Annotated in this window: 26 protein-coding genes; 3 read left to right on the forward strand and 23 right to left on the reverse strand. The window is 62.6% G+C overall.

Annotated elements, in window-relative coordinates; all coding sequences use genetic code 11:
- From VR74_RS03125 to miaB, 12 genes are all read right to left on the reverse strand, one after another.
- On the reverse strand, positions 1-528 hold a 528-nt coding region (locus VR74_RS03125; protein ID WP_045694347.1), incomplete at its 3' end, for a translation initiation factor IF-2 associated domain-containing protein.
- 53 nt (positions 529-581) lie between these two features.
- Positions 582-1,259, reverse strand: coding sequence for an RNA-binding protein (locus tag VR74_RS03130; protein ID WP_045694348.1), 678 nt, complete (start codon positions 1,257-1,259; stop codon positions 582-584).
- Positions 1,234-2,997: a transcription termination factor NusA gene (gene nusA, locus VR74_RS03135; RefSeq protein WP_045694350.1), complete on the reverse strand. Its 1,764-nt coding sequence runs from the start codon at positions 2,995-2,997 to the stop codon at positions 1,234-1,236. Before nusA ends, VR74_RS03130 begins: the two co-directional genes overlap by 26 nt.
- On the reverse strand, positions 2,994-3,593 hold the full coding sequence (gene rimP, locus VR74_RS03140) for a ribosome maturation factor RimP (RefSeq protein ID WP_045694351.1): 600 nt from the start codon (positions 3,591-3,593) through the stop codon (positions 2,994-2,996). Before rimP ends, nusA begins: the two co-directional genes overlap by 4 nt.
- A gap of 197 nt (positions 3,594-3,790) precedes the next feature.
- A complete protein-coding gene (locus VR74_RS03145; RefSeq protein ID WP_034736399.1) occupies positions 3,791-4,000 on the reverse strand; it encodes a cold-shock protein in 210 nt (69 codons plus the stop codon).
- 187 nt (positions 4,001-4,187) lie between these two features.
- Complete coding sequence (gene trmB, locus VR74_RS03150) at positions 4,188-4,886, reverse strand: tRNA (guanosine(46)-N7)-methyltransferase TrmB (protein ID WP_045694355.1); 699 nt, start codon at positions 4,884-4,886, stop codon at positions 4,188-4,190.
- 33 nt (positions 4,887-4,919) lie between these two features.
- A complete protein-coding gene (locus VR74_RS03155; RefSeq protein WP_045694357.1) occupies positions 4,920-5,336 on the reverse strand; it encodes a helix-turn-helix domain-containing protein in 417 nt (138 codons plus the stop codon).
- 40 nt (positions 5,337-5,376) lie between these two features.
- Positions 5,377-7,020, reverse strand: coding sequence for an apolipoprotein N-acyltransferase (gene lnt, locus VR74_RS03160; protein WP_045694359.1), 1,644 nt, complete (start codon positions 7,018-7,020; stop codon positions 5,377-5,379).
- Positions 7,021-7,023: 3 nt separating this feature from the next.
- The gene (locus tag VR74_RS03165) at positions 7,024-7,836 is read right to left on the reverse strand and encodes a transporter associated domain-containing protein (RefSeq protein ID WP_299949458.1); all 813 of its coding nucleotides are present in this window, start codon (positions 7,834-7,836) and stop codon (positions 7,024-7,026) included.
- A gap of 63 nt (positions 7,837-7,899) precedes the next feature.
- On the reverse strand, positions 7,900-8,349 hold the full coding sequence (ybeY, locus tag VR74_RS03170) for an rRNA maturation RNase YbeY (protein WP_045694362.1): 450 nt from the start codon (positions 8,347-8,349) through the stop codon (positions 7,900-7,902).
- 9 nt (positions 8,350-8,358) lie between these two features.
- Positions 8,359-9,324 (reverse strand): PhoH family protein, encoded by a 966-nt coding sequence (locus VR74_RS03175; protein WP_366462094.1) that lies wholly within the window; start codon positions 9,322-9,324, stop codon positions 8,359-8,361.
- A gap of 14 nt (positions 9,325-9,338) precedes the next feature.
- Positions 9,339-10,715: a tRNA (N6-isopentenyl adenosine(37)-C2)-methylthiotransferase MiaB gene (miaB, locus tag VR74_RS03180; protein ID WP_045694364.1), complete on the reverse strand. Its 1,377-nt coding sequence runs from the start codon at positions 10,713-10,715 to the stop codon at positions 9,339-9,341.
- 158 nt (positions 10,716-10,873) lie between these two features.
- On the opposite strand from miaB, the gene VR74_RS03185 reads away from it, so the two are divergent.
- On the forward strand, positions 10,874-12,619 hold the full coding sequence (locus tag VR74_RS03185) for a sodium:alanine symporter family protein (protein ID WP_045694366.1): 1,746 nt from the start codon (positions 10,874-10,876) through the stop codon (positions 12,617-12,619).
- A gap of 150 nt (positions 12,620-12,769) precedes the next feature.
- Positions 12,770-14,371, forward strand: coding sequence for a caspase family protein (locus VR74_RS20430; RefSeq protein WP_299949462.1), 1,602 nt, complete (start codon positions 12,770-12,772; stop codon positions 14,369-14,371).
- Between the two features lie 192 nt (positions 14,372-14,563).
- Here the strand turns inward: VR74_RS20430 and rpmE are convergent, their stop codons facing one another.
- Positions 14,564-14,782, reverse strand: coding sequence for a 50S ribosomal protein L31 (gene rpmE / locus VR74_RS03195; RefSeq protein ID WP_045694368.1), 219 nt, complete (start codon positions 14,780-14,782; stop codon positions 14,564-14,566).
- A 162-nt stretch (positions 14,783-14,944) separates the two neighbouring features.
- Here rpmE and VR74_RS03200 point away from each other — a divergent pair, with 162 nt between their 5' ends.
- Positions 14,945-16,783 carry an ABC transporter transmembrane domain-containing protein gene (locus VR74_RS03200; RefSeq protein ID WP_045694369.1) on the forward strand — a complete coding sequence of 613 codons (1,839 nt, stop codon included), beginning with the start codon at positions 14,945-14,947 and terminating at the stop codon, positions 16,781-16,783.
- On the opposite strand, the gene VR74_RS20435 is transcribed toward VR74_RS03200, so the two are convergent.
- From VR74_RS20435 to gap, 10 genes are all read right to left on the reverse strand, one after another.
- The gene (locus VR74_RS20435; protein ID WP_299949464.1) at positions 16,780-16,938 is read right to left on the reverse strand and encodes a hypothetical protein; all 159 of its coding nucleotides are present in this window, start codon (positions 16,936-16,938) and stop codon (positions 16,780-16,782) included. The genes VR74_RS03200 and VR74_RS20435 overlap by 4 nt on opposite strands.
- Before the next feature lie 76 nt (positions 16,939-17,014).
- On the reverse strand, positions 17,015-18,508 hold the full coding sequence (locus tag VR74_RS03205) for an NAD(P)/FAD-dependent oxidoreductase (protein ID WP_045694411.1): 1,494 nt from the start codon (positions 18,506-18,508) through the stop codon (positions 17,015-17,017).
- Positions 18,509-18,574: 66 nt separating this feature from the next.
- Positions 18,575-19,399 (reverse strand): inositol monophosphatase family protein, encoded by an 825-nt coding sequence (locus tag VR74_RS03210; protein ID WP_045694371.1) that lies wholly within the window; start codon positions 19,397-19,399, stop codon positions 18,575-18,577.
- A gap of 12 nt (positions 19,400-19,411) precedes the next feature.
- Positions 19,412-19,978, reverse strand: a complete 567-nt coding sequence (gene efp, locus VR74_RS03215) for an elongation factor P (protein WP_045694372.1) — start codon at positions 19,976-19,978, stop codon at positions 19,412-19,414.
- 68 nt (positions 19,979-20,046) lie between these two features.
- Entirely contained in the window at positions 20,047-20,718 is a 672-nt protein-coding gene (thiE, locus tag VR74_RS03220) for a thiamine phosphate synthase (protein ID WP_045694374.1), read from the reverse strand.
- A 51-nt stretch (positions 20,719-20,769) separates the two neighbouring features.
- The gene (locus VR74_RS03225) at positions 20,770-20,997 is read right to left on the reverse strand and encodes a DUF1272 domain-containing protein (RefSeq protein ID WP_045694375.1); all 228 of its coding nucleotides are present in this window, start codon (positions 20,995-20,997) and stop codon (positions 20,770-20,772) included.
- 8 nt (positions 20,998-21,005) lie between these two features.
- Entirely contained in the window at positions 21,006-23,105 is a 2,100-nt protein-coding gene (locus tag VR74_RS03230) for a M3 family metallopeptidase (protein WP_299949466.1), read from the reverse strand.
- 166 nt (positions 23,106-23,271) lie between these two features.
- Positions 23,272-24,171 (reverse strand): fructose bisphosphate aldolase, encoded by a 900-nt coding sequence (locus VR74_RS03235; protein WP_045694414.1) that lies wholly within the window; start codon positions 24,169-24,171, stop codon positions 23,272-23,274.
- Between the two features lie 62 nt (positions 24,172-24,233).
- On the reverse strand, positions 24,234-25,436 hold the full coding sequence (locus VR74_RS03240) for a phosphoglycerate kinase (protein ID WP_045694377.1): 1,203 nt from the start codon (positions 25,434-25,436) through the stop codon (positions 24,234-24,236).
- 13 nt (positions 25,437-25,449) lie between these two features.
- Positions 25,450-26,460 carry a type I glyceraldehyde-3-phosphate dehydrogenase gene (gene gap / locus VR74_RS03245; protein ID WP_045694379.1) on the reverse strand — a complete coding sequence of 337 codons (1,011 nt, stop codon included), beginning with the start codon at positions 26,458-26,460 and terminating at the stop codon, positions 25,450-25,452.
- Positions 26,461-26,547 lie beyond the last annotated feature (87 nt).

Here is a 26,547-nt window from a genome sequence, read left to right on the forward strand (position 1 = left end):
CACGGTACGGCTGCGTGCGCTGCGGTCAACGTCTGCGGGCGCGGCGGCAGCGGCTGACGCGTCAGCTTCGGCCTTGCGAGCGGCTTCTTCCTCGGCGCGGCGGCGCACTTCGGCTTCGTCGCGATCGCGGGCTTCCTGGGCCTTGCGTTCCTGCTCGGTCCGCAGGCGGTCCTGCGCGGCAACGACTTCCTTGTTGCCGATGGCGCGGCTGGCCTCTTCGGCCTTGCGCTCGAGCAGCACCTTCTGGCGCGCCTTGAGTTCGTCGACCGTGATGCCAAGCTTGCGCGCGGTTGCAATCAGGCGCGCTTCGAGCGTGTCTGTCTGCTGCCGGGCCGGGGCTTCGCTTGTCTGTCCGGCTGCGGAGCCTGCGCCGCCAGGGCCAACCGCCCGGCGCTTCTTGGTTTCCACCACAACCTGTTTCGAGCGACCATGGCTAAAGCTCTGCTTCACCGTGCCGGCTGATTTGCGGGCCACGGTGAGCGGCTTGCGGCCACCCGAATTATTACCTGTATCGTTCGTTTCGCTCATACGTCCTACATATCACAGTTTCAGCCGAAGCGCCCATGCGTCCCGGCAAGTTTTCAAGACCGATCCTGATCCTTGAACCAGTTCAATTCGGGGGCTTCGCGAAACCCGGTCAGCCGGCGATAGGCCAGAGTCCACGTCTTCGCAATGGCTCCCTTGCGGACGAGACCGTGTATCACACGGTCGCGGCCAAAAGCCATGCCCAATTCCGCAGAGGTGAGGGCCCCTGCGACGTTCACGCTGCTATATAGCGCTTTGGCGAGAAAATACACCTTGTTACGGCCATCTTCTGCACCATCGGACGCTTCCAGCAGTATTCCATGCGTCTTCTTGCGCAGTGCGTCCTTGACCTGATCATAGCCGAGAATGACACCGCCCGCTTTCTTCGCCATGCCGAGCACGCTGAGGCAGCGCTGGAGCAGCAGGGCCTCGACCTGATCGACAAGGCCTTCCGGCACCTTGACCTGGGCCTTGAAGCCGCGCGCAAACGCCCCTTTGGAGACGGCCAGCGCGATGCTGTCACGATCAGCCTTCACCCAGACACCGCGGCCCGGAAGCTTTGAATTGATATCCGGCGTCACGACCATGTCGGGAGAGAGCACGAAGCGCACCATCTCCGTCTGCGCCAGACGCTCTCGCGTCACGGCGCACTGGCGGACAGGGCCCTCCCCATCCGCCGTGTCACCTGCCGTGCCGGTTACGCGCGGTTCACTCTTTCGGTGCGGCTTCGTCATCGCCGCCCTCCGCTGCCAGGGCATCGAGGTCGAACTCGAGCTCTTCAAGTGCTGCGTCTGCAGCGTCTGCACCGCCAAGGTCGCCAAGGGCGAGCAGGGCGCGTTCTTCTTCTGTCAGGTCTGCCGTGTCGGTTTCGGCCGGCTTTTGGGCGGCCTGCAATTGCTCCAGGGCGTCAGCCTCGATCCAGCCGGCCAGGACGCGGGCCTTCATGATGAACATCTGCGCGTCATCCTTGCGCATTTCGCCCTTCTTCAGGATCCCCTCGACCCAGACGGGCTTGCCGTCAGGCCCGGGTTCGCGGTTGCCTGTGATGTCATCGGGAACGAGCCCGGCGACATCTTCGACAGTCTTCACGCCCTCAAGGCCAAGTTTCACCGCGAAGGAGGGGGTCATGCCGTCAAGTTCCATGACTTCGTCTTCAACACCGAGTTCCTTGCGCTTGGCATCGTTTTCGGCGGCAACACGGTCCAGGAACTCGCGGGCGCGTTCCTGCAGCTCAGCTGCAACTTCTGCATCAAAGCCTTCGATCTGGATGAAGTCTTCCGGCGCAACGAAGGCGATTTCCTCGACGGTCTCGAAGCCTTCCGATGCCAGAAGCTGTGCCAGCGTCTCGTCAGCGTCGAGTGCCTCGACGAAGAGGTCGGTGCGCTCCTGGAATTCACGCTGGTAACGCTCGGAGTCTGCCGATTCCGTGACGAGGTCGATCTGCCAGCCGGTCAGCTGGGAGGCGAGGCGCACGTTCTGGCCGCGGCGGCCGATGGCGAGCGGGAACTGGTCGTCTGCAACGACAACTTCCACGCGGCGCTCTTCTTCATCGAGCACCACTTTCGACACTTCGGCCGGCTGCAGCGCGTTCACGATGAAGGTCGCGTCATCATAGTTCCATGGAATGATGTCGATCTTCTCGCCGGACAATTCGCCGACCACGGCCTGAACGCGCGCGCCGCGCATACCGACACAGGCGCCAACGGGATCGATCGAGCTGTCATTCGAGATGACACCGATCTTCGCGCGACTGCCAGGATCGCGGGCGCAGGCACGGATGTTGATGACGCCGTCATAGACCTCCGGCACTTCCTGGGCGAACAGCTTGACCATAAACTCAGGGGCCGCGCGTGACAGGAAGATCTGCGGGCCCTTCACTTCGCGGCTGACCTTGTAGAGGTAGGCGCGGACGCGGTCGTTGGGCTGGAAGTTCTCGCGCGGGATACCGTCATTGCGGCGGATGATGCCTTCGGCGCGGCCCAGGTCGACGATGACGTGGCCGTATTCGACGCGCTTGACGATGCCGTTGATGATCTCGCCGACGCGGTCTTTGTATTCTTCGTACTGACGCTCGCGCTCGGCATCACGCACTTTCTGCATGATGACCTGTTTCGCGGTCTGGGCGGCGACACGGCCAAAATCGAAGGGCGGGAGTTCTTCCTTCAGTTCGCTGCCGATCTCAAGTTCGGGATCGATACGCTTGGCTTCCGAAAGGCGCAATTCCTTGGAATCGTCTTCCAGGTCCGCATCGGCGACGACAGTCTGGATGCGCCACAGCGTCTGTTCGCCGGTCGCAGGGTCGATTTTCGCGCGTATGTCGTGCTCCTGGCCATACTTGGCCTTGGCCGCCTTTTCGATGGCTTCCTGCATCGCTTCGACGACGATGCGCTGGTCGATCGATTTTTCTTCTGCAACCGCCTTGGCGATCTGAAGAATTTCCAGCCTGTTGGCTGAAACGCCGATTGTGTTCATGTGACGTCTCCCGTCTTCTCGTTTGTATCTGTTTCGTCGTCGGTTTCATCGATCTCGAAGTCTTCCAGACCGTCTTCGTCCAGTTGCGGCGGCAGGCTGCCATCGGCGCGCGCGGCATCGATCAGGGCGTCGGTGAGGACGAGCGTCGCGCGGCTCATCTCGTTGACATGGGCGACCAGCTCGGTGTCGTCATCAAGTTCGATGTGTGCTCCGGCATCGTCTTCGCCGGTAATTGTTCCGGTAAACCGGCGGCGGCCGTCCAGCGGCCGGATCAGTTCGATTCTCACGTCGTGTCCGATCCATCGTCCGAAATCACCCGGACGGGTCAGCGGCCGGTCAATGCCCGGCGTGGAGACTTCAAGCGTGTAGGCTTCCTTGATCGGGTCGGACTCTTCGAAAACCGGGCTGAGCGCCCGCGAGAGCCGGGCGCAATCCTCGACACTTGTCGGGGCGCCGCCAGCCCGTTCGGTCATGATCTGCAGGCCGGGGCGGCGTCCGCCCATGACCCGCAGGCGCACGATTTCAAGCCCGAGGCTCGCTGCCACGGGGGCGGCGAGTTCGAGAATGCGGCGTTCCTGTTCGGTCAGGGCGATCATGGTTCTGGGTGAATCCGGGCAAAGAAAAACGGCGGCCCCGTTGCCGGAACCGCCGCCGATATTTTTCGACTTGGCCGCTATATAGTCCCGCAAGGCAGCGATGTCGAGGGCTTAGACCAGCCGGGACGGGTGAAACGAATACGGCGGCTCCGTTGCGGGAGCCGCCGTTCGCCTTGCCCGTTCAGGCAATGGCGGGATTAGAGAATCTTGAGGTCCACCGCCGACGTCTTGCCACGGCGTTCGTCCTTGTAGAGCTCGTAGGAGATAGCCTGGTCTTCGGCCAGCGTACGCAGGCCGGAGCGCTCAACGGCGGAAATGTGAACGAACACGTCGGTTCCGCCGTCATCAGGTTTGATGAAGCCGAAGCCCTTCTGGTCGTTGAACCATTTCACTTTGCCAGTTGCCATTACGTGTATTCCTTCGCGTTTAGCTAAAGCGTCCAGGCCCGGAGATGAGTCTGATCCGCCTATCGAAACGGGTAGGAAGAAAGTCATGGCCGTCGGTCTGACGGGGTCTTGATATTCAGACCGACCGAATTCGATGGCGATATGAAACGCACAAGTGCGACATTTCGTCAAGTATTCGGGCCGGGCGCTAGAGGACGCGAAAGTCGAACCAGACCGGTTCGCAATCGCCCAGGCGCTTGGCTTCGTAGCGGGTCGGAACATGGTCGGCCGGGCGCACACGCCAGTCATCGGCGCTTTCTGCCAGCCAGGCAAAGCCGCCATGGGCGGTGAAGCGCGCAAGCGCCTCATCCGCATAGCTGACGACATCGGTTGCAAAGCGCACCCGGGCGCCGACCGACAGGATGCGGTGAAGCGCGTCCAGGAAGTCAGGCTGGATCAGGCGCCGCTTCTGTTGCTTTTTCTTGGGCCATGGGTCCGGAAACAGGATGTAGGCCTGATCGACAGACGCGTCGGCCAGTGCGGCCATTAGCAGGCGGGCGTCGTCCATCCACAGGCGGACATTGTCCAGGCCGTGCTCCTGGACGCCGGTCAGGGCCTTGGCCATGCCTTCGATGAAAGGTTCGCAGCCGATGAAGCCGGTATCGGGGGCCCGGCGTGCCTGTTCAAGCAGGTGCTCGCCGCCGCCAAACCCGATTTCAAGGCAAACCGGCCCAAGCCGGACAAACAGGGCGTGCGGGTCAAGTGCGCCATCCTCGCCCACCGGCACGGTCAGTCCGGGCAGCAGCTCGTCGACCAGTGCCTGCTGGCGTGCTGAAAGCGCGCGCCCGCCCGTGCGCCCGAATGTGCGGATGGGGCGAAGGGGTGTGTCGGGGGGGCGGGAGGTCATGGGGCCGCGTCTTGCCCCAGCCGGCGCCGGTAATCAATCGTGTTGTTTGGTATCGAAGGCCGAGGCCGCAGCGCGGACGGTGTTGAGCAGCGACTTGCGCAGCGAGACATCCTCGATCTTCTGGAAGGCCGCGATCAGTTCCAGGGTTTCCGAATTCATGATCGGCGCGTGGGCGTCATCGTCTTCGGCGAGCTGGGCATTCTCATGGTCGACAAAGTCGGCCGCGCCCTCGTAAAAGTACGTGATGGGAACGCCGAGCACGGAGGCGATTTCGAACAGGCGACCGGCCGACACCCGGTTCACGCCCTTCTCGTATTTCTGCACTTGCTGGAATGTGAGGTTGAGGAGTTCGCCAAGCCGTTCCTGCGTGAGCTTGAGTTCCCGCCGCCGCCACCGCACGCGCTGTCCGACAACACGGTCTATCCCACTCGGCAGCTTGTTCTCTGACATATCCCACCCGGTGCACGTTATGCTTGTATTTTCGCATATATTAACGCCGCCAGCTTGCGAAAGCTAGGCCCGCGAACACGCACAGGGTGAGCCAGAACAAAACGATGCCGATCCGTTGCTGATAGATCGTGTCCTCTGCAGGTGCCGGAAGGCGGCCCCGGGCATAGGCCGAACTCCATCCCTCAGGGGAGCCTGCAACAGGTGCAGCGCGCAGAACCTCGCGGCCATATCCGTCAACAATCGCCGACGCGCCACGGCTGGCGGCGCGCGCCATGGGCAGGCCGGTCTCGATCGAGCGATAGCGGTTCTGGGCATAGTGCTGGGACGGCCCCATGCCGCCGCCGAACCAGGCATCGTTGGAAATGACTGCGAGCCAGTCGGCGCGCCCGTTCAGGTTGGCATCGCGCGGGATCGACGAATAGAGGCCTTCATAGCAGATCATCGCGACAAAGGGCGGGACATTGTCCGCATAGATGACAGCGGGCCCCGGGCCGGGCTTGAAACCGTCGGTCGCCATCCGCTGCATCGCGCCGGGCAGGATGCCCGAAATCGACCGGCCGAACGGAATGATCTCGGCCGCGGGCAGTTCGCCGAACGGGACGAGGCGGTGCTTGTCATAGAGCGCCATCGGACCGGACCGGGCGGCACTCTGGTCGATCACGGTGAGGCTGTTGAAATAGTCGCGCGTATCGTCACCGGTGATTTCGTAGCGGGTGGTGCCGGCGATCAGCACGCGGGGACCAAGATAGGCGTCGATGATGTCGATGGCGTTCGGGTCCTGTAGCAGGTTCACCGGGACGGCGCCTTCCGGCCAGAGGATGACGTCGCCGGGCGCGCCTTCCTCGGTGGACATCATGCGTGTGTATTCAGCCAGGATTGCGTCAGGGCCGACTTCCCACTTCTCGTCCTGGGGGACGCCGGAATCCATGAGGACGATGACCGTCTCGGACAGGGGGGAGGGTTCTGCAATGCGCTGGGCGCCCCAGGCCCAGCCGAGGGCCACCAGGATGCCGGAGGCGAAAACGGGTGTCATCCGGACGGCAAGGCCGCGTATGTCGCGTGTATCGACCAGTGCGGCCGGTGAAGACATGACGAAGACAGTCAGCAATGTCAGCCAGTAGACACCGCCGACGGAGGCGGTCTGGGACAGGGCGCCGCCGGGAATCCATGTTGTTCCCGGCAGGTTCCAGGGGAAGCCGCCGAACAGATTGCCGCGCGTGTATTCTGCCAGCGCAAAGAACAGTGCGAACACGAACACGCGTGAGGGCGAAGCAGACCAGAAGGCGCCGGCCATTGCGCCCGCCGCGCCCCAGATGAGGGCCATCCCGGCGGGTAGCAGGATGAGCGGCATCCAGAGGAATACTGCGTACTTTTCCGGCTCGACGAGAAAGGGCGAGGCCGTCCAGTGCATGCTGATGAGGAAAAACCCGACGCCGAAGGCCCAGGTCCGCATGAATATGGCCTTGCCCCACCGGCGGTGGCCACGCGCGCCATCCAGCATCCAGACCAGCCCGGTAAACGAGATCACCAGCACCGCGCTGAAGTGGAACGGAGCAAACGCGACCGCCGAAAAGGCGCCGAGCAGGAAGGCAGTGCCGGCGGCAGCCCAGCCTGTCAGGCGCGCAAACGCCTCGTGCAGGGGACCAAGGGCGGTAAACCCGTGGCTGCGCACTCCGTCTGTCATGGCTTACTCCTGGGGTTGCGGCGCGGGGCCGACCTCCGGTGTGCGCAGGCGAAGGCGGCGAATGCGGCGCGCATCGGCGTCCATGACCTCGATCTCGACGCCGGACGGATGGCGCAGGACTTCACCGCGCACGGGCACCTTGCCAGCCAGCGCGAACACGACCCCGCCAAGCGTGTCGATGTCGGTTTCCATTTCCGCGAGCTCAAGATCAATTCCGGTTTCCTCTGCGAAATCGTCGATTTCGGTACGTGCATCCGCTTCCCAGACCCGCTGGCTGCGCCGCACGAACATGGGCTCCTCATCGTCGTGTTCGTCTTCGATGTCACCGACGATTTCTTCGACCAGGTCTTCGAGGGACACAAGGCCGTCAGTGCCGCCATATTCATCGACCACGAGGGCAAGGTGTATGCGTGTTGACTGCATCTTCACAAGCAGATCTGTCAGCTTCATCGAGGGGGGGACGTAGAGCACTTCGCGGTGCAGCCGTTCGAGGGGCCGTTTGGCCACTTCGCCGCCCGTTGCGAGTTCCTTCACGACATCCTTGATGTGAACGAAGCCGATCGGATCATCGAGGGATTCGCGAAACACCGGCAGGCGCGAATGCGTGACTTCGGCGAAGTATTTCAGCAGGTCCGGGAATTCGGTGCCGACTTCGACGGCTTTGACTTCGGCCCGGGCCACCATGACGTCTTCGACGCGCAGCTGCTCGAATTCCTCGATGCGCAGGCGCATTTCATGGGGGCTGACCGTGGGCTCGCCGTCCGCCGCTTCGACGGGAAGGTCTGGGCCAGGTTCCTTGCGGCCGAAGCCGAACATCCTGCGTAATCGCCCGCTAGAGGCCGGTTCAGAAGGGTCAGGGTCGCTCATCTGTCTGGTGCTTTAATCTGAGTCATAGGGATTGGCTATGCCAAGTGAGGCGAGCGCGGCGATTTCCAGCCCTTCCATCACTTCGGCCTGGTCGGGCTGCATATGGTCATGGCCGAGCAGGTGGAGATATCCGTGAACAAGAAGGTGCGTCAGGTGGTCGGGCAGTGACTTGCCCTGAGCGCGCGCGTCGCGTTCGCAGACGCCGAAACCGACGGCAATATCTCCGAGCAGGGGCCTGTCCATCTGAAGCGCCGGAAAGGACAGGACGTCGGTTGCCTTGTCGATGCCGCGAAAATCCTTGTTGAGCTGGCGAAGGACCGTGTCGTCAGTCAGCAGAAGCGACACGGTTCCGTCATCGCGCGCCACGCTGCGCGCGGCCTCGAAGGCGCGGCGGCTGAGGGCTTCAAGATCTCCGAGGGCTTCCCAGCTGTCCTCTTCCACAATCAGGTCGACGTCGATCATGGCTCGGGGTCAGCCCTCTCCGGCAGCGGCATAGGCGTCGATGATGCGGCTGACGAGGCCGTGACGGACGACATCAGCGGCCGTCAGGTAGTGCGCATGCACCCCGTCGACCCCCTCAAGGATCCTGAGGGCGTGTTTCATGCCGGATGGCTGGCTGCCGGGCAGGTCGACCTGGCCGGGGTCGCCGGTAACTACCATGCGGCTGTCACGGCCAAGGCGGGTCAGGACCATCTTCATCTGCGCGACAGTCGTATTCTGGGCCTCGTCGACGATGACGAATGCATTCTTCAGCGTACGGCCCCGCATGAAGGCGAGGGGCGCAACTTCGATTTCGCCACGCGCCATGCGCCGCTCCATCTGTTCCTGTCCCATCAGTTCGCGCAGGGAATCCCATATGGGCAGCATGTAGGGATCGACTTTTTCTTCCAGTGTGCCGGGCAGGAAGCCGAGTTTTTCACCCGCTTCCACGGCCGGACGGGTCACGATCAGGCGCTGGCGCAGGCCGGATGTCAATTCGGCAACACCGGCGGCCACGGCGAGAAATGTCTTGCCGGTGCCGGCCGGGCCGACGCCAAAGACGAGCGCATTGTCGGTATTGGCGAGGAGATCGAGATATTTCGACTGCCCGCGCGTTTGCGGCTTGATCGGCTTCTTCAGGCCCGCAAGTCCGCCGAAGGTCTGGGCCGGCGTCTGCGCCGCTTCCAGAGCGCCTTCCATTTCCATCTCATTGGCCTGTGTGCCGCTCCGGATGCGGCGCTCGAGTTCAGCAAGGGCCGCCTCGGCGATCGAGACGCCTTCGGCCGTTCCGACCAGAAGGATGCCGCCGCCCTGGCTTTCGGCCTTCAGGCCAAACGCGGCGAGCCGGGTTTCAAGCAATTGCAGATGACGGTGATGCGGGCCGCACAGGTCCTGCAGCCGCTCAGCATTGCGGACTTCGTAGATGCGGCTGATCGGGGCTGCGGGCGAGGCGGGCATACGGCGTTTGACGGTCACGCAGCGGCCTCGCGGGCGGTGATGAACTCGCCGGTCAGGGAGTTGAGGCTGGAACCGGAAATGCGGACTGAGGCGACCTGGCCGATCAAATCTGCCGGGCCGTCGAAATGCACGGCCTGCATGTAGGGCGAGCGGCCGTGAACCTGTCCGGGCATGCGGCCCCTGCCGGTGACCAGAATATCGAGCGTCTGGCCGATCTGCTCGGCGTTGAAGGCGGTTTGCTGGTCGCGCAGGAGGGCCTGAAGCGCCTGAAGGCGTGCGTCCTTCACGTCTTCGGGAACCTGGCCGAACATCTCGGCTGCCGGCGTGCCGGGACGCTGGGAGTATTTGAAGGAATAGGCGATGGCGAACCCGGTCTTGCGCACGAGTTCCATTGTCGCCTCGAAGTCCTCGTCCGTTTCGCCCGGAAAACCGACGATGAAGTCGGACGCAAGCGCAATGCCCGGCCGAACGGTGCGCACTTTGGCAATGATCTCGTGGAATTCGGCCGCTGTGTGCCCGCGATTCATGGCCTTGAGGATGCGGTCTGAGCCTGACTGGACCGGCAGGTGGAGGAACGGCATCATCGCGGGCGTATCGCCATGCGCGGCAATCAGGTCGTCATCCATGTCGCGCGGATGGCTGGTCGTGTAGCGGATACGGTCGATGCCGCCAATCTTTGCGATATGGCGGCAGAGCTGGCCAAGGGTCCAGTCCGGGCCGCCCTCGATGGCTGGCGCCGCGCCGTGGAACGCGTTCACGTTCTGGCCGAGGAGCGAGATTTCCCTTACGCCCTGGGCGGCCAGGCTGCGCGCTTCGACGATGATGTCATCGACACTGCGGGAGAGTTCGGCGCCGCGTGTATAAGGCACGACGCAGAAGGTGCAGAACTTGTCACAGCCTTCCTGCACGGACAGGAAAGCCGCCGGACCGTCAACGTCACGGGCCTTTGGCAGGGCGTCGAATTTCTCCTGCGTGTCGAATTCGGTCTCGAGCCGGTCGCCGACAGCGCGGCTGGCGCGGGCGATCATTTCCGGCAGCTTGTGATAGGCTTGGGGGCCGAGGACGAGGTCAACGGCTGGCTGGCGGCGGATCAGTTCCTCGCCTTCGGCCTGGGCGACACACCCTGCGACAGCGATTGTCATCCGCCCGCCGGAGGCTTCCTTCATCTTCTTCAGCTGTCCGAGTTCGGAATAGACCTTCTCGGTCGCCTTTTCGCGGATATGGCAGGTGTTGACGACAACGAGGTCGGCGTGCTCGGGACCGTCCACCGGCGCATAGCCAAGGGGGCGCAGCACGTCACGCATGCGTTCGGAGTCATAGACGTTCATCTGGCAGCCATAGGTCCTGATAAACAGGCCTTTGGGCGTCTTGGCGGTGTCGGTAGAATTCATCCGGCGGCTTATGCCTGAAAACAGCCCGTCCTGCCAGAACCTTGTGCGGTGCCCGGTGAATGGCAGCGCGGGCCGGACGCAGTCTGTGACAAACACTTCACATGAGGTCAAACCGGGCTAGTGTGCCCCCAAGCCAATCAAAGGAGCCGGGGAGGCCCATGGAAACTTTCGTAAACCTTATTCAGAATGTCAGCGGATTCATCTGGGGAGGGGCCTGGAACGGAACGGCCATCCTTCCGATGGGCCCGCTCGCTTTCGTCTTGCTCGGAACCGGCCTGTTTTTCATGTTCCGTCTGGGTGGCCGTCCATTGCGGCGCTTTTTTCCCGCGCTGAAGGAAGTCTGGGATGGCCGCAAGTCGCACGGGGAAGACGGCGCGATTACGCCCTGGCAGGCCCTGTCGACCGCCCTGTCCGGCCAGGTTGGCACGGGTAACCTCGCAGGCGTCGCAACCGCCATCACGCTGGGCGGCGCCGGCGCAATCTTCTGGATGTGGGTGACCGCCATATTCGGCATGGCGCTGGCCTTTTCGGAAAGCTCGCTGGCCGTGAAATACCGTGAGACCGACGAGTATGGCCGCATCAATGGCGGCCCGATGTATTACATCAAGAATGGCCTTGGAAAGAACTGGGGCTGGCTGGCCATCATCTTCTGTATCGGCACGCTGTTCTCGGCCATGGCGACCGGCTCTATGATCCAGGCGAACTCGATTGCCCAGACGGCTGTGGAAACCGCCCGCTCGAACTTTGGCATCTCGCTTCCGCCCTGGTCCATCGGCCTTGTGCTGTCAGGCCTGGTGTTTGCGGTGATCATCGGCGGCATCAAGTCGATCGGATCGGTTGCCGGAAAGATCGTTCCCCTGATGGCGGCAGCCTATGTGTTAGCCGCGCTGGTTGTGCTGATCATGAACGCCTCTGAAATTCCGCATGCGTTCGGGACGATCTTTGCCTCTGCCTTCGGCCTGCAGGAAGCGGTTGGCGGCGCAGCGGGTTACACGATGGCTGCTGCCGTCCGTGCGGGTGTTGCGCGAGGCCTGTTTTCGAACGAGGCCGGTCAGGGCTCTGCCCCGATTGCCCACGCAGCGGCGCAGACTAAGAACCCGACGCAGCAGGGCGAAATCGCGATGATCGGCGTGTTCATCGACACGATCGTGATCTGCACCATGACCGCGCTCGTCATCCTGACAGTCTCGGGTGACTTCAAGCGCAGTCCTGCGCTGATCGCGGCAGAGCAATGTGTCGCCAGCAATTCGGCGGCCCTGCCGGAAGGGACGACGGTCGGGGACCTGTTCCCGTCGGCCTACCAGGACGGCCGGGACGCCATCGTTGCCGCACGCGGTGCCGAGGCAGCCGGGTTCCTCCAGGCGTGCCGTGCAGGCGGACTGAACCTGGCGATCGACCTGCCGCGTTCGGCCACCGAGGCCGATGAAGAGGCCTATTTTGCCAAGGCGCTGGCTTCGGCATCGGATCCGGCCGTGCTGAATGATGTCCGCTACGTGTATGAGACGGATGCGGAATCGTCCGGAATCACGGCGCGGGCCTATGGCGCGGCGCTGCCGTACGGGGAATGGGTGGTGACTATTGCGCTGTTCTTCTTTGCGTTCACCACGATTATTGGCTGGACCTATTACGGCGAACAGGCAGTAACCTACCTGCTTGGCGAATGGGCGACCCATCCGTTCCGGTATCTCTGGGTGCTCGTCGTGTTCGGCGGCACGCTGGTGACCAATACGGATGCCCTGTGGCTGCTGGGCGATATCGCCAATGCCTCCATGGCATTCCCGAACCTGATTGCGCTGTTGGCACTGTCGGGGGTGGTCTACGCGATGCACAAGCGCAATGGCGATCCGGATGAGGGACATCCGGTGTCGGATGCGCGGGAACCGCACGACACGCCGGCCGAGTAAGCCTGAAACCTGTCCTCACTGAAAGCCCCGCCCCCGCAACGCCGGAGGCGGGGCTTTTTCATGTCTGTGCTCCCGCGAGAGGCGATTGACGGGTTCCGTCTGGCGCGAATTTCTGGCTTAATGGCTGGGTAACGTGTGGGGACACCGAGCATGAGACTGAAACTTGCCGCCAGCCTGATCGCCAGCGCCTTCTGCCTGGCCAGCGCCGCAGTCGCGCAGCCGCGTATTGCCCTGGTGATCGGAAATTCTGATTATAACCAGTCAGGATGGGAACTGCCCAACCCGGTCAAGGATGCCGACTTGATCTCCGATACACTGAAACGCATCGGGTTCGAGGTCACGCTGGTCAAGAATGCCTCAGAAGAGCAGATGGAGATCGCCTTCCAGGATCATGGCGCCCGGCTCAAGGCCGCTGGCAGCGATGCGATTGGCGTTTTCTACTATGCCGGCCACGGCGTGCAGTCCGAGGGGCTGAACTATCTCGTGCCTGTGGATGCGAATGCCCGCACCGAGCAGGATCTCTGGCGTCAGGCGCCGCGCCTCGGCGATGCGCTGCAATATATCAACAGCGCCGGTAATGCGGTGAACTTCGTGATCCTTGATGCCTGCCGCAACAATCCGCTGCCCAGCGCAACCCGTGACCTGTCGGGGGGACTGGCCCCGGTCGGGCGTGCGCGCGGCCTGCTGATCTCCTACGCGACGGAGCCGGGTTTTACGGCATTTGACGGCGAGAACGAGCATAGCCCGTTCACCGAGGCGCTCGCGGCCGTGCTGCCGGTGGACGGCCTGATTGCAGAACAGGTGTTCAAGCGTGTGGCCGACCGCGTCAGCGAGGCGACCGGAGGGGCGCAGACGCCGTTCTACAATAGCGGCCTGACGGGTGAGGACATCTGCTTTGCCCGCTGCATGGCAGGTGGCGGAATCTCCAGCGCGGAGCAGACGGTCTTCGATCTGGCCGAGAGCCCCTGTGAATATGCCGCCTTCCTGGACCAGTATCCCGGCAGCCCGCTGGCCGCACTGGCCCGGACACGGGCCGAAGGCTGCAATGGCGCGGCCGGTGGAGACGGGCGCGACGTCTCATCGCTTTCGGACGACATGCCCGGCACACTTGCTGAATTTGCGCCATGGGAGCCGACCGTGGTCGAGTCCGGATCGGATATCAGCGCGTCGCTCGCATGTATTGCCGACCATGCCAGGGTGGACATGTGCAAGCCGGATGACTGGAGCCAGGTCTATGAGAACTGCAAGACCTATGAGCATGCGCTGCTGGACGATGGCAGCCTTCTGACACAGGTCAGCGACGGCATGTGCACGGCACAGGCGTGGCCGGCATTAATGAAGCGCTATACGTGGGAAGCGCAGAACGAACAGGCCTTCCGCGAGAAATATGCGGCCCAGCCGAATGATTTCCGGTCGGCCATGACCTGCCTCGATGCCTATGCACGCACCGATCGCTGCACCGAACGGCGCTGGAGCGATGTCTCTGCGACTTGCCGCACCCATGAGCATGAGCGCCTGAATGACGGCGTCCTGCAGGCAGCGGTGAAGGCAGGCCAGTGTTCCGCCAAGGGCTGGGGCACACTGCAGATCCGGCTCGGCGCCGTCAGCGGCTATCTCGAGCAGAAATCGGTCGTTCCATATGTGCAGGAGCAGATGAAGAGCAAGATACCGATGCAGCAGCAGGTGGCGCCAGATACCGGTGACCTGTACGAAACGCCGGACTACACTCAGCAGCCGGCCAAGAAATACTGATTTCCGAGCGCCGACCACTCAAATGGAACGATGCGTACCCTCATGGATTTCCGGCCATCTCGGCGGCTCAGCGCGTGATCAGGCGCCTGCTGGAAGGGTCCGGACGCGCCAAACTTCAGCCCGGAATGAGAAAAACCCCGACCATAAGGCCGGGGCGTTCCCACTCTACGCATCAAGGAAGACCCGTCGGTCCTACATGAAGCCTTTGAACTTGTCCTTGAAGCGCGACACGCGGCCACCGCGGTCGAGCATCTTGCCGTCGCCGCCAGTCCACGCCGGATGCGACTTGGAGTCAATATCCAGAACCAGCCTGTCGCCTTCGGCGCCATAGGTGGAACGGGTCTGGTATTCGGTGCCATCGGTCATCACAACAGTTACGAAGTGATAATCGGGATGCCCTTCTTTTTTCATAGCCTGGGCCTCTCTATGTAGCCTGGTGTAACGGGTTGAATTCGCACGAGGTGCGCTGGCATGTCTCAGCCATTTTTCGAAGCCCGGCGTGTAACTGAAACAGCGCAGTCCCGCAAGGGGGCGCTTGCATTGAATTGAAGCGCGTGCGCGGAAAGACGACCCATGGCCGACACTGAAACCAGCCTCGTCGAGGACCGCCGTACGACGCTTCCGGAGGGCGGCGAGGGCATGGCGCGCCCGAAAGGGCGCAGCCTGAAGCCGCTGACCCTGATCCTGCCCTACGTCGCCAGGCATTGGCTGACGGTGGGTGTCGCGCTGGTTTTCCTTGTGCTGGCAGCCGCTGCAAGCCTGGTCATCCCGATCCTTCTGGGGCGCGCGGCTGATGCCGGGCGTTCGGCAGAAGGCAATACCGAGCTGTTGCTGAGCCTGATCAACCAGTCATTCATGTGGGTGATGGTGGCTGCCATCGCGTCCGGCCTGCTGGGCGCGGTGCGCTTTTATTTTGTCTCGCGCTTCGGCGAACGTGTCGCAGCCGACCTTCGCCGGGACCTCTATGCCCACTTGCTGAAACTGTCGCCCGCCTATCATTCGCGGATGCGCTCGGGTGAGGCCGTGTCGCGCCTGACGGCGGATATCACGCTGATCGAGACGTTTCTCGGCTCGTCGGCTTCTCTGGCTGCGCGGACATTGCTGACGACAAGCGGCGCGCTGACCATGATGCTGGTGGTGAACTGGAAACTGGGACTGACGTTGCTGGCCATGCTGCCGGTGGCGATACTGCCGGTCATGGGAATTGGCCGGATCATCAGGAAAATGTCGAACCGCGCCCAGTCCCGCCTGTCGGATGCCGGCGCAGAGGCGGCTGAAGCGCTGGACGCGATCGAACTGGTGCAGGCCTATGGCCGCGAAGCGGGACGGCTAGCCTCCTTCACGACGGCCATTGAGGCCACGTTCGAAGCGGCCATGAAACGTATTGGCGCGCGCGCCGTGATGATCGTCATGGTTTCGGTCCTGCTGTTTGGCGGCTTTGTCGGCGTGCTGTGGCTGGGCGCGCGGGGCGTCGCGACCGGAGAGATGACGTTTGGCAACCTCGCCGCCATGGTCATGTATGCGCTCTATGCGGGGTCCGGCCTTGGCATGCTGGCGGAGGTCTATGGCGAAGTGATGCGGGCTGCGGGCGCAGCCGACCGGGCCGCCGAGGTGCTGAACACCGAGATCGAGATTGATGCGCCCGACCTTCCTGTGGCGCTGCCGACGAGGGTGACCGGCGCGCTGACATTCCATCATGTGACGTTCCGCTATGGTAGTGAGACGCTGTCTGCCCTTGAGGATTTCTCGCTGAGCGTTAAGCCCGGTGAATTCGTCGCGCTGGTCGGGCCAAGCGGCGCAGGCAAGACAACCGTATTCCGCCTGGCCCTGCGCCTGTTCGACCCGCAGGCGGGCAAGGTGATGCTGGACGGCGTGTCCTCGGTGACGGCGGCGCCGTCAGACTGGCGCCGGCAGTTTGCCTATGCGCCGCAGGAATCGGCATTGTTCACCGGCACGGCGGCGGAAAATATCGCATTCGGCACGGACAATCCCGACGAGGCCCTGCTGGAGCATGCCGCGCGCATGGCCGAAGCGATGGAGTTCCTCAACGCCAAGGAGGGGCTTGCGACGGACCTCGGCCAGAAGGGGCGCAGCCTCTCGGGTGGCCAGCGCCAGCGTGTGGCGCTCGCCCGCGCGCTTGTGCGCGACGCGCCGGTCCTGTTGCTGGACGAGGCAACCAGCGCGCTCGATTCCGAGAGCGAGGCCGCCGTGCGGCGTGCCATCGCGAATGCCGCCGAGGGCCGCACGACACTGGTGATCGCGCATCGCCTGTCGACGGTGCGGCGCGCCGACCGGATTGTCGTGATGGAGCAGGGCCGGATTGTGGAAGAAGGCACCCATGACGCGCTGGTCGCGCAGGGCGGCCTCTATGCACGGCTTGCGGAATTGCAGTTTGCCAGCGAGGCAGCCTAGCCCTTCCGCAGTTTCTTCACCTTGCCATCTATTGTAAACGCAAAGGCGAGCGACAGGATCAGGGGCACCCAGATTGGCAGCTCGCCAAGGCCCGGCGTTTCGAGCGCCGCCGCCAGGTGATCGTCCACGCACCACCACAAAAGCCATAGCCACATGATATTTCTCCGCTAACTCAAACACCTCACGGGATTGAGATAGCGAAGGACGCGGAGGATTGACAGGGGCAGGGCCCTATTCAGCGGCCTGCAGGACGGGCGCTTTCGACTCTTCCTGTTCCTTTTCGAAGACGAGGACGCCGTCATCGATGCGGCCGTAGCGCAGGTTCATCATGTCGGCTGTGTAGTTCTGGTGCAACTTCCAGGGGGCTTCCTTGTGCTGGCGGGGGAACTTGTCCATCACGCGCTGGAAATAGCCCGAGGAGAAATCGACGAAAGGATCGGTGTCGTTCGGGAAGGCGTCGAGCTTGGGCATGGCCGAGGCATAACCAGCTCTGTCCATGTAATTGATCAGGCGGCAGACATATTCCGATGTCAGGTCTGCTTTCAGCGTCCACGAGGCATTGGTATAGCCGAACGTGATCGCGAGGTTTGGCACGTTCGAGACCATGACGCCCTTGTAGTTGAGGAGCGAGCCTGGCGCGGCCTTGACGCCGTTCACGCTGACATCGATGCCGTTCATGTATTGCAGGTTGAGGCCTGTGGCGGTGATGATGATATCGGCGTCGAGCGTCTCGCCGGATTTCAGCTTGATCCCGGTCTCGGTGAAGCGGTCGATATGGTCGGTAACCACGGATGCCGTGCCGGCCTTCAGCGCGTTGAAGAGATCGGAGTCAGGCACGAGGCAGAGGCGCTGTTCCCACGGATTGTAGGATGGCGTGAAGTGCTTTTCGACGTCATAGTCAGGGCCGAGCTCTTCGCGGACCATGCCGAGCAGACGCTCGCGCGCCTTTTCCGGGTGGGCGCGGGTCTGGCGGAAGAAGAATTGCTGGAAGAGGACATTGCGCCAGCGGATGAGGCCATAGGCCCAGCTGGCGGGCAGGAATTTGCGCAGGGAATTGGCCAGTTTGTCGACCGCAGGCCGGGAGACGACATAGGTCGGTGAACGCTGCAGCATGGTGACATGCGCCGCCTTGTCCGTCATCGATGGCACCAGCGTCATGGCCGTGGCGCCGGACCCGATGACGACCACTTTCTTGCCGGTATAGTCGAGATCTTCAGGCCAGTGCTGCGGATGGATGATCTGGCCCTTGAAGCTGGCTTCCCCGGGAAATTCGGGGCGGTAGCCTTCGGCGTAATTGTAATATCCGCCGCACAGGAACAGGAAGTGGCAGGTCAGCGTCTCGCGCGCGCCTGACTGGTCCTGTGTGGTAACATGCCAGCACTGGTCATCGCCCGACCAGTTGGCGGCAATGACGGTGGTGTTGAACTGAATTTTCTCGGTGATGTTGTGCTCGTCGGCAGTCTTGCGGACATAGCTGCGGATCGAGGGGCCGTCAGCAATGGCCTTGGCCTCGGTCCAGGGTTTGAAATTGTAGCCCAGCGTGTGCATGTCGCTGTCCGAGCGGATGCCGGGATAGCGGAAGAGGTCCCACGTGCCGCCAATGGCGCCGCGTTGCTCGACGATCCTGTACGTCTTGCCAGGGCAACGCTTTGTCAGGTGAACGGCTGCGCCGATGCCGGAAAGGCCTGCGCCGATGATGAGTATGTCTGTGTCTGTCTGGGTCATGGTGGAACGATAACCCGGGAATGCATAGGCGACAATACATGACGCGGGCGTCATGTATTTGCGGGGTCAATCGATGGCTGCAGCCTTGCCGAAGGCACTGGCATGGCGGAGCTGCTTCTGGATGAGGGGCAGGATGTCTTCGTTACCAGCCATGATCGAACCGGTCTGAAGCATGTCGCCGCCGTCGATCTCGGCCACCATGCCGCCTGCTTCGCGCACCAGAACGACGCCGGCAGCAATGTCCCAGGGTTTCAGATCGCGTTCCCAGAAGCCGTCAAAGCGTCCGGCGGCGACCCACGCAAGGTCAAGAGCGGCAGAGCCATAACGGCGGATGCCGGCGCAGACCGGGGTCATGGCGGCGATTTCGCGGGCAAACCCGACATGCCAGGCTTCCGCCTTGCCGACCCAGGGCGTGCCAGTGGCGATGACAGATTCGTTCAGCTTGCGACGGGTGGCGACGCGCAGCTTGCGCTGTTCGAGCCAGGCGCCGCGGCCCGTCTCGGCCCAGAAGATTTCATTCTTGGCGACGTCGAACACGACACCGGTCAGCAACTGGCCTTCGCGTTCAAGCGCGATGGAAACGCAATAGTGCGGCTGGCCATGCAGGAAGTTCAGCGTGCCGTCGAGCGGATCGACAATGAACCGGTTGGACTTGTCGGAGCCTTCGATAATGCCGCGCTCTTCCATGACGAAACCATAGCCGGGGCGGGCCTTGGACAGGTGGGCATAGATGATTTCTTCGGCGCGATGGTCGGCATTGGAGACAAAATCACCTGGGCCTTTCTTGGAGACCTGGAGGTTCTCGACCTCCCCGAAATCGCGCGCGAGCGCCCGGCCTGCGGCGCGGGCGGCGGCGATCATCACGGAACCGACGGGGGAAGGCTTGGACATGGGTGTTCCTGACTAGTCTGCGCGGCGCAGGTAGGTGCTGTCAGCGGTCTGGACGATGACACGCTCGCCGACGCCGACGAAGGGCGGAACGAGAACGCGGACATCACCGGTGCACATGGCAGGCTTGAAGCTGTTGGCGGCCGTCTGGCCCTTCACGACAGGCTCGGTTTCGAGCACTTCGAGCGTGACCTGGTCGGGCAGGGCCACGCCGATCGGACGTTCGCCGTAGAATTCGATCTGGACCATCATGGAATCCTGAAGGAAGGCGCCCTGATCGCCGATGAAATCACGCTCGATTGTGATCTGCTCGTAGGTCTCGGTGTCCATGAAGGTGAACGCGTTTTCGTCGGCGAAGAGGAACTGGAATTCCTTCTGCTCCAGACGCACGCGCTCGACCGACTCGTTGGCGCGGAAGCGTGTGTTCGATTTCGATCCGTTGAACAGGTTGCGCAGCTCGACCTGGTTGAACGCGCCACCCTTTCCGGGTTTGACGGCCATGGTCTTGATCGCGCGCCAGACGGTGCCTTCGTGCTCGATGACGTTTCCGGGCTTGATTTCATTACCATTGATCTTGGGCATTGAAGTCGTCCTTGTTGGAGTTTGGCGCGGGGTAAGCCTTTGCCGCGCGAGGGTCAAGCGGCGGGATGTTAACGCGGTTGCAGCTGGTCAAGCAGGTCATTGAAGGCGATGACGGCGGCGGCAGCGCCTTGCGGATGATTCCAGACACCGGAAGAGACGGCGAGGAAGTCGGCGCCAGCAGTGACCAGCGGCGCGGCGTTCTCGACCGTGATGCCGCCAATGGCGACGCAGGGCAGTTCCATGGTTTCCTGCCAGAATTCAAGCAATTCAAGTTCGGCCGCGACGGTGCCTGACTTTGTATCAGTGGGGTAGAAGGCCCCGAAAGCCACGTAATCTGCCCCCTGCTCACCTGCTGCCATGGCGGCATGGCGGCTGTTCTTCGCCGTGGCGCCCAGAATGGCGTCAGGGCCGATGATTGCGCGCGCCGCCTTCACCGGGGTGTCTTCCGGGCCGACATGGACGCCGTCAGCGCCCAGTTCGACGGCCAGTTCGGGGCTGTCATTGATGATGACCGCCGCGCCATAGGCCTGGGCCATGGCCGTTACGGCCTCAGCGACGGCGCGCGTGGCGGCGACGTCAATCCGTCCGTCATCGCCCTTCAGGCGGATTTGCAGGCAGGCGACGTCGCCGGCCTCGAGCGCGCCTTCGAGCATGGCGGCGAATTCCGGCACATCATCTATGTGCGGCGGGGTGATGAGATAGAGGCGCGTACGCTCGCGCGGAGGAATATTGTCAGCCATGGGCGGGCTCTCTAGCCCAAGCAGGGCAGGGAAGGAAGCGGGCGGCGGCGGTTACTTCGGGCCGACCCGCGTGGTGCTGGCGGGATGCCTGGCGAGCGCCGCACCCTTCCGCATCGGGCGGGGTTCAAGATCACCGCCGCAATTGGGGCAGCTGCCGTCAAGCGAACCGTCCGCGCAATCGGCGCAGAAGGTGCACTCGAACGAGCAGATGAAGGCGCCCACTTCGTCCGGCGCAAGATCGGCGTCGCACCGTTCACAATTGGGGCGCATCTCCAGCATGGGCTGAGCTATTCCGGCTTTTTCTGTTCGGTGCCGGACTTGGCGGCGTTGATCAGGTATTGCTCGTAGGCTTCGGGCGTCCAGTCGCGGCCGAGGAAGTCATGCACGAGCTCGGCGGCCGGTTTCGATGAGCCGGGCACGAGCACGAGATCGCGGTAGCGGCCGGACGTTTCCGGGTCGCGCAGGCCGTTCTGCTTGAACTGGGTAAAGAGGTCGGTCGAGATCGCGAGCGACCATTGATACGTGTAATAGATGGCCGAATAGCCGTCGAGATGGCCGAAGCTGGCATAACGGTGGACATCGGGCAGGACCTCGAACGGACTGAGGGCTGACTGGCGCTCGTCCCAGATTTCAACGAAATCGACTTCCTCGGGCGGGCGGTCGTAATATTTCAGCGAGACGCCTGCATAGAGGAGCTGGCGCAAGGTGCCGAGGCCAGTGCCGAAATCGCGGGCTGCATTCATCTTTTCGACCAGTTCGCGCGGGATGGTTTCGCCCTCTGCGTTCACGGCGAACTTGGCGAGCGTGTCATAATCCCAGATCCAGTTTTGAAGCATCTGCGACGGGGCTTCGATGAAGTCCCATTCGAGATTGCTCATGCTGAGGTTTGCGAAATCAGGCTGGCCGGAGAACATCTGATGGATGAGGTGGCCGAATTCGTGAAGGAAGGTTTCGACCTGGCGATGCTCCATCAGGCCCGTCGTGTGGTCACCTGCCGGGAAGTTACACATCAGGGCCCCCACCGGCACGCCGTCAGATGTCGGGCCGAAGCGGATCGGGAAGGCGGCGGCGTGTTTGAACTTACCGTCGCGGGGATGCATGTCGAGAAAGAACCGGCCGATCAGCTGCCCGTTGCGATGCATTTCATGCGCGGTGACGCTGGGCTCCCATACCGGCGCGTTTTCCCATGGGGTGATCTGGACGCCGAACAGGTCCTCAACCAGCGCGAAGATCCCGGCGCGGACATTGTCATAGGCGAAATACTGGCGGACTTCCTGGGAATCGAGCGCGTAGTCGGACTGCCGGATCTGTTCGGCGAGGAAGGCACTGCTCCATTCAGGTACGGTCGTGGCGTCCGGCCGGGTTTCGTTCAGCTTGGCAAGGAGGCGCCCATGCTCGATACCGGCGGCATCGGTTGCGGCCGCCTCGACGCGCGCAAGGAAGGCTTCGGCCACTTCGGGCGAGCCTGTCATCTTGTCTTCGGTGACATAGGCAGCCCAGTTCGGATAGCCGAGCAGGGTGGCAAGCTCGTAGCGTTTCTCGAGCAGCCGGCGAAGAGGGGCGACGTTCTCCGGATAGGCGCGATTGCCCGCAGCGAAGGACAGGTCCCGGCGCAGGGTTTCATTGGTGGCATAGCTGAACACAGGGCCGGTGTCGGGATAATCGGTGGTAATCGTGATCTTGCCGTTCTCGTCAGGCTGGTGCGCGTCGATATAGTCCTGCGGGAGGCCGTCGAGCGCGGATACTGCGTCGAGCTGGACCGACCCCTGGATTTCGCGCAGGTTCTTGCTGAACTCGGAACTGATCTCGGCAAGCTCTGCATTGAGGGCGCGGACCTTGTCGCGGGTCTCCTCATCCTTGTCGATTCCCGACCGGCGATAGTCGCGCAGGGTGCGGGCCAGAAGAAAGGCTTGGCGCGGGTTGAGGCTTGCTGCATCAATCGCAGCTAGGCGGTCATAGATCGGCCGGGACAGGCTGAGCCGCGTGAGCACGTCGGACGTACGTTGCTGGCAGAGGTCGCCCACCTCGCGCAGTGCGGCGTCCGGATTTGCCTCGGCCACGACGCTCGATTCACCAAAGCCGATCGAGTAGCCGAGGTTTGTGATCGTATCGAGGAACTTGATATCGGCTGCGCCAGCGACCGCGTCGCGCGCCTCCATGTCGGCAATCATCCTGTTCACGAGGTCGAGGGACGTGTCGCAACGGACCGTGAAGGCGTCGGCGCTGTCTGGTGCCAGAACCAGCTGCGCCATCATTGCCTTCGCCTCAGTCTCGAGCGCATGGACCGGCGCAGGCGCGGGCGTTTCAGCCTTTTTTCCGGCTGGCGCGCAGGCGGCAATGATCAGCGCGAGTCCGGCAAGCGGCAGGGCGGCGGGGAGACGTTTCATCAGGTGCATTCCTCGGCAAGCGGCGGGAATGCCTGGGCAAGGCGCCGCCAGAATAAGACCGGCACTATGGTCTGCGTGGGCGGCGCGTGTCTACCCTTCCGGGACCGCATTGCACGCACAAAAAAGGCGGCCCGCAGGCCGCCCTTTCAGATTATAGAACTGCAGATCAGCCTGCGCGTGACGCCTCGAAGATGCCGTCAATCGTTGCCGCAAGGGTTGCATCGAAATCGGCATCGCTTTGCTGGGCCGAGAGGCCTTCGGTGAGCGCGCGCGAGAAGCTGGCGATCATGCGCGTGTTCTGGGCCAGTTTCGCATTCGCGTCCTGACGGCTGTAACCACCCGATAGTGCCACAACCCGCATCACGCGGGGATGCTCGCACAGCGACTTGTACTGGTTGGGCTTTTCCGGGAGAGACAGTTTCAGCATGACCTGCCTGTCGGCGGGAAGGGCCTCAAGCTGTTTGGTGATCTCGGCCAGCAGGATGTCTTCGGCTTCCGCCTTGTCAGCGATCGTGATCGTCACTTCCGGCTCGATGATCGGCATCAGGCCATGACCCAGGATCTGGCGGCCGACATCGAATTGCTGGGCAACAACGGCGGCGATGCCTTTCGGATTGGCCGCATGGATGACCGAGCGCATCTTGGTGCCGAAAATGCCCTTGGCCACAGCCCGCTCAAGCAGGGCGTCGAGGTCCGGCATCGGCTTCATCATCTGGACGCCGTCAGCCTCGTCCATCAGGCCCTTGTCGACCTTGAGGAAGGGCACGACTTCGCGCTTCTGCCAGAGGTATTCAGCTGTCGGGATTCCGTCGATATCGCCTTCCATCGTGCGTTCGAACAGGATGGCGCCCATCACCTTGTCGCCCTTGAAGGCCGGTGACTTGATAATGCGGGCGCGCATCTGGTGGATCAGGCCGAACATTTCCTCATCGTTCGCGTAGGCACTTTCCTCCACGCCGTACAGGCGCAGTGCCTTCGGGGTGGAGCCACCCGACTGGTCGAGGGCGGCAATAAAGCCGTCCTTGTTGGCGGCCTGTTCGGCCATTTCCGAAATCTTGTTGTCCATTGCTGTGTCAAAACTCATTGCTAGGGGCCCTGCTTCGTTTGTCTTTATGCAAACGTTCGCTTTCAAGTTTCATGCCGTCTGAGGGCGTCTACGCCCGGTAGCGGCTTGCCTTCCATCCACTCAAGGAAGGCGCCGCCTGCGGTCGACACGAAGGTGAAATCATCAGCGACGCCAGCATGATTGAGTGCGGCGACGGTATCACCCCCTCCCGCAACCGCAACCAGCTTGCCGGCCTTGGCGCGCGCAGCGGCGGCCTTGGCGGCGGCAACGGTGGCTGTGTCGAAGGGGGTCAGTTCAAATGCGCCGAGCGGACCGTTCCAGACAAGCGTCCGGGCAACATCCATGGCCGTTGCAAGGATCGCGACGGTTTGCGGCCCGGCGTCGAGGATCATTTCATCGTCTGCCACCTCATCGAGACCGCAGGTGCGATGGGCCGCATTGGCGGCAAATTCCCTTGCAACGACCAGGTCGCGGGGCAGGAGGATGTCACAGCCATTCTGGCCAGCGATCGCCTCGATCTCGCGGGCGGTATCGGCGAGGTCATGCTCGCACAGCGATTTACCAACCGAATGCCCGCGGGCAGCGAGAAATGTGTTGGCCATACCGCCGCCGATGGCGAGGGCATCGACCTGTGTCACGAGGTTTTTCAGGAGGTCGATCTTCGAGGAGACCTTTGCACCGCCGACAACAGCCAGCACGGGTTTCTCCGGCTTGCCCAGCGCCTTGTCGAGCGCATCGAGCTCACGCTCCATGGCACAACCGGCATAGGCCGGCAGCAGTTCCGCGAGTACGGCGGTCGAGACGTGGCGGCGGTGGGCAGCGGAAAAGGCATCGTTGACATAGATGTCGCCGAGCGCGGCCATCTCTTTCGCAAGGTCGATGTCACCCTTTTCCTCACCCGGACAGAAGCGCGTGTTTTCCAGCAGGATCACGCCGGCCGGTGAGAGGTCGGCGATCGCTGCCTTGACGTGGTCGCCTTTGCAGTCAGCCACGAAGGAGACATTCGAGCCGAGCACTTTGGCGAACGCGCCGGCGATGGGCGCAAGGCTCATCTCGGCAACACGCTGGCCCTTGGGGCGGCCGAAATGCGCGAGCAGGACGACCTTGGCACCCTGGGTGCGCAAGGTCTGGACTGTCTCGACGGCAGAACGCAGCCGGGTGTCATCGGTGACAAGGCCCTTGTCCATCGGCACGTTGAAATCAACGCGGACGAGGGCGGTCTTGCCTGTGAGGTCGCCGGCGTCGGCGATGCGTTTGAAGCTCATCGCCTTGTCGCCTTTACAGGAATTTCGACATCACGAGCGCAGTGTCGCTCATGCGGGTCGCGAAACCCCACTCATTGTCATACCAGGTCAGGATCGAGACGAAATTGCCGTCCATGACCTTGGTCTGGTCGAGGTGGAAGATCGACGAACGATTGTCGTGGATGAAGTCGGACGAGACGTTCGGCTGGTCTGTATAGCCAAGCACGCCCTTCATCGGGCCGCTGTCGGCCGCCGCGATGATCGCTGCATTGATCTCTTCCGCTGTGGTCTTCTTCTTCGAGACGAATTTCAGGTCAACGACCGAGACGTTCGGTGTCGGCACGCGGATCGAAATGCCGTCCAGCTTGCCCTTCAGTTCCGGCAGCACGAGGCCGACAGCCTTGGCGGCGCCGGTCGAGGTCGGGATCATCGAGAGGGATGCGGCGCGGGCGCGGTAGAGGTCCTTGTGCATCTGGTCGAGCGATGGCTGGTCGTTTGTAAAGGAGTGGATCGTGGTCATCATGCCTTTTTCGATGCCGATCAGGTCGTTGAGGACCTTGGCGACCGGTGACAGGCAGTTCGTGGTGCACGAGGCGTTCGAGACGACCATGTCGTCCTTGGTGATCGTGTCATGGTTCACGCCGTAAACAATGGTCTTGTCGGCATTGGTGGCCGGTGCAGAGACCAGCACGCGCTTGGCGCCGGCCGCAAGGTGGGCCGAGGCCTTTTCCTTGTCGGCGAAGATGCCGGTGCATTCCATGGCGATGTCGATGTCGAGTTCGCGGTGCGGCAGATCCTTGGGGTCGCGGATCGCGGTGACCAGGATCGGCTTGCCATTGATGACAATCTTGTCGCCATCAACCTGGACGTCGGCCGGGAAGCGCCCGTGCACGGAGTCGAAGCGCAGGAGGTGGGCGTTCGTGGCGACAGGTCCGAGATCGTTGATCGCGACTACTTCAATGTCCTTGCGGTCATGCTCGATGATGGAGCGCAGGACGAGACGTCCGATACGACCGAAGCCATTGATTGCAACACGTACTGCCATTTTGATAATTCTCCTCAGGCGGGATAAAAACTGCGACTTTGCAGGCCCTTTACGACGCTGCGGCCTGCCCGTCCACCCGGATCGCCT

It is taken from the genome of Hyphomonas sp. BRH_c22, assembly GCF_000961795.1.
Taxonomy (GTDB): domain Bacteria; phylum Pseudomonadota; class Alphaproteobacteria; order Caulobacterales; family Hyphomonadaceae; genus Hyphomonas.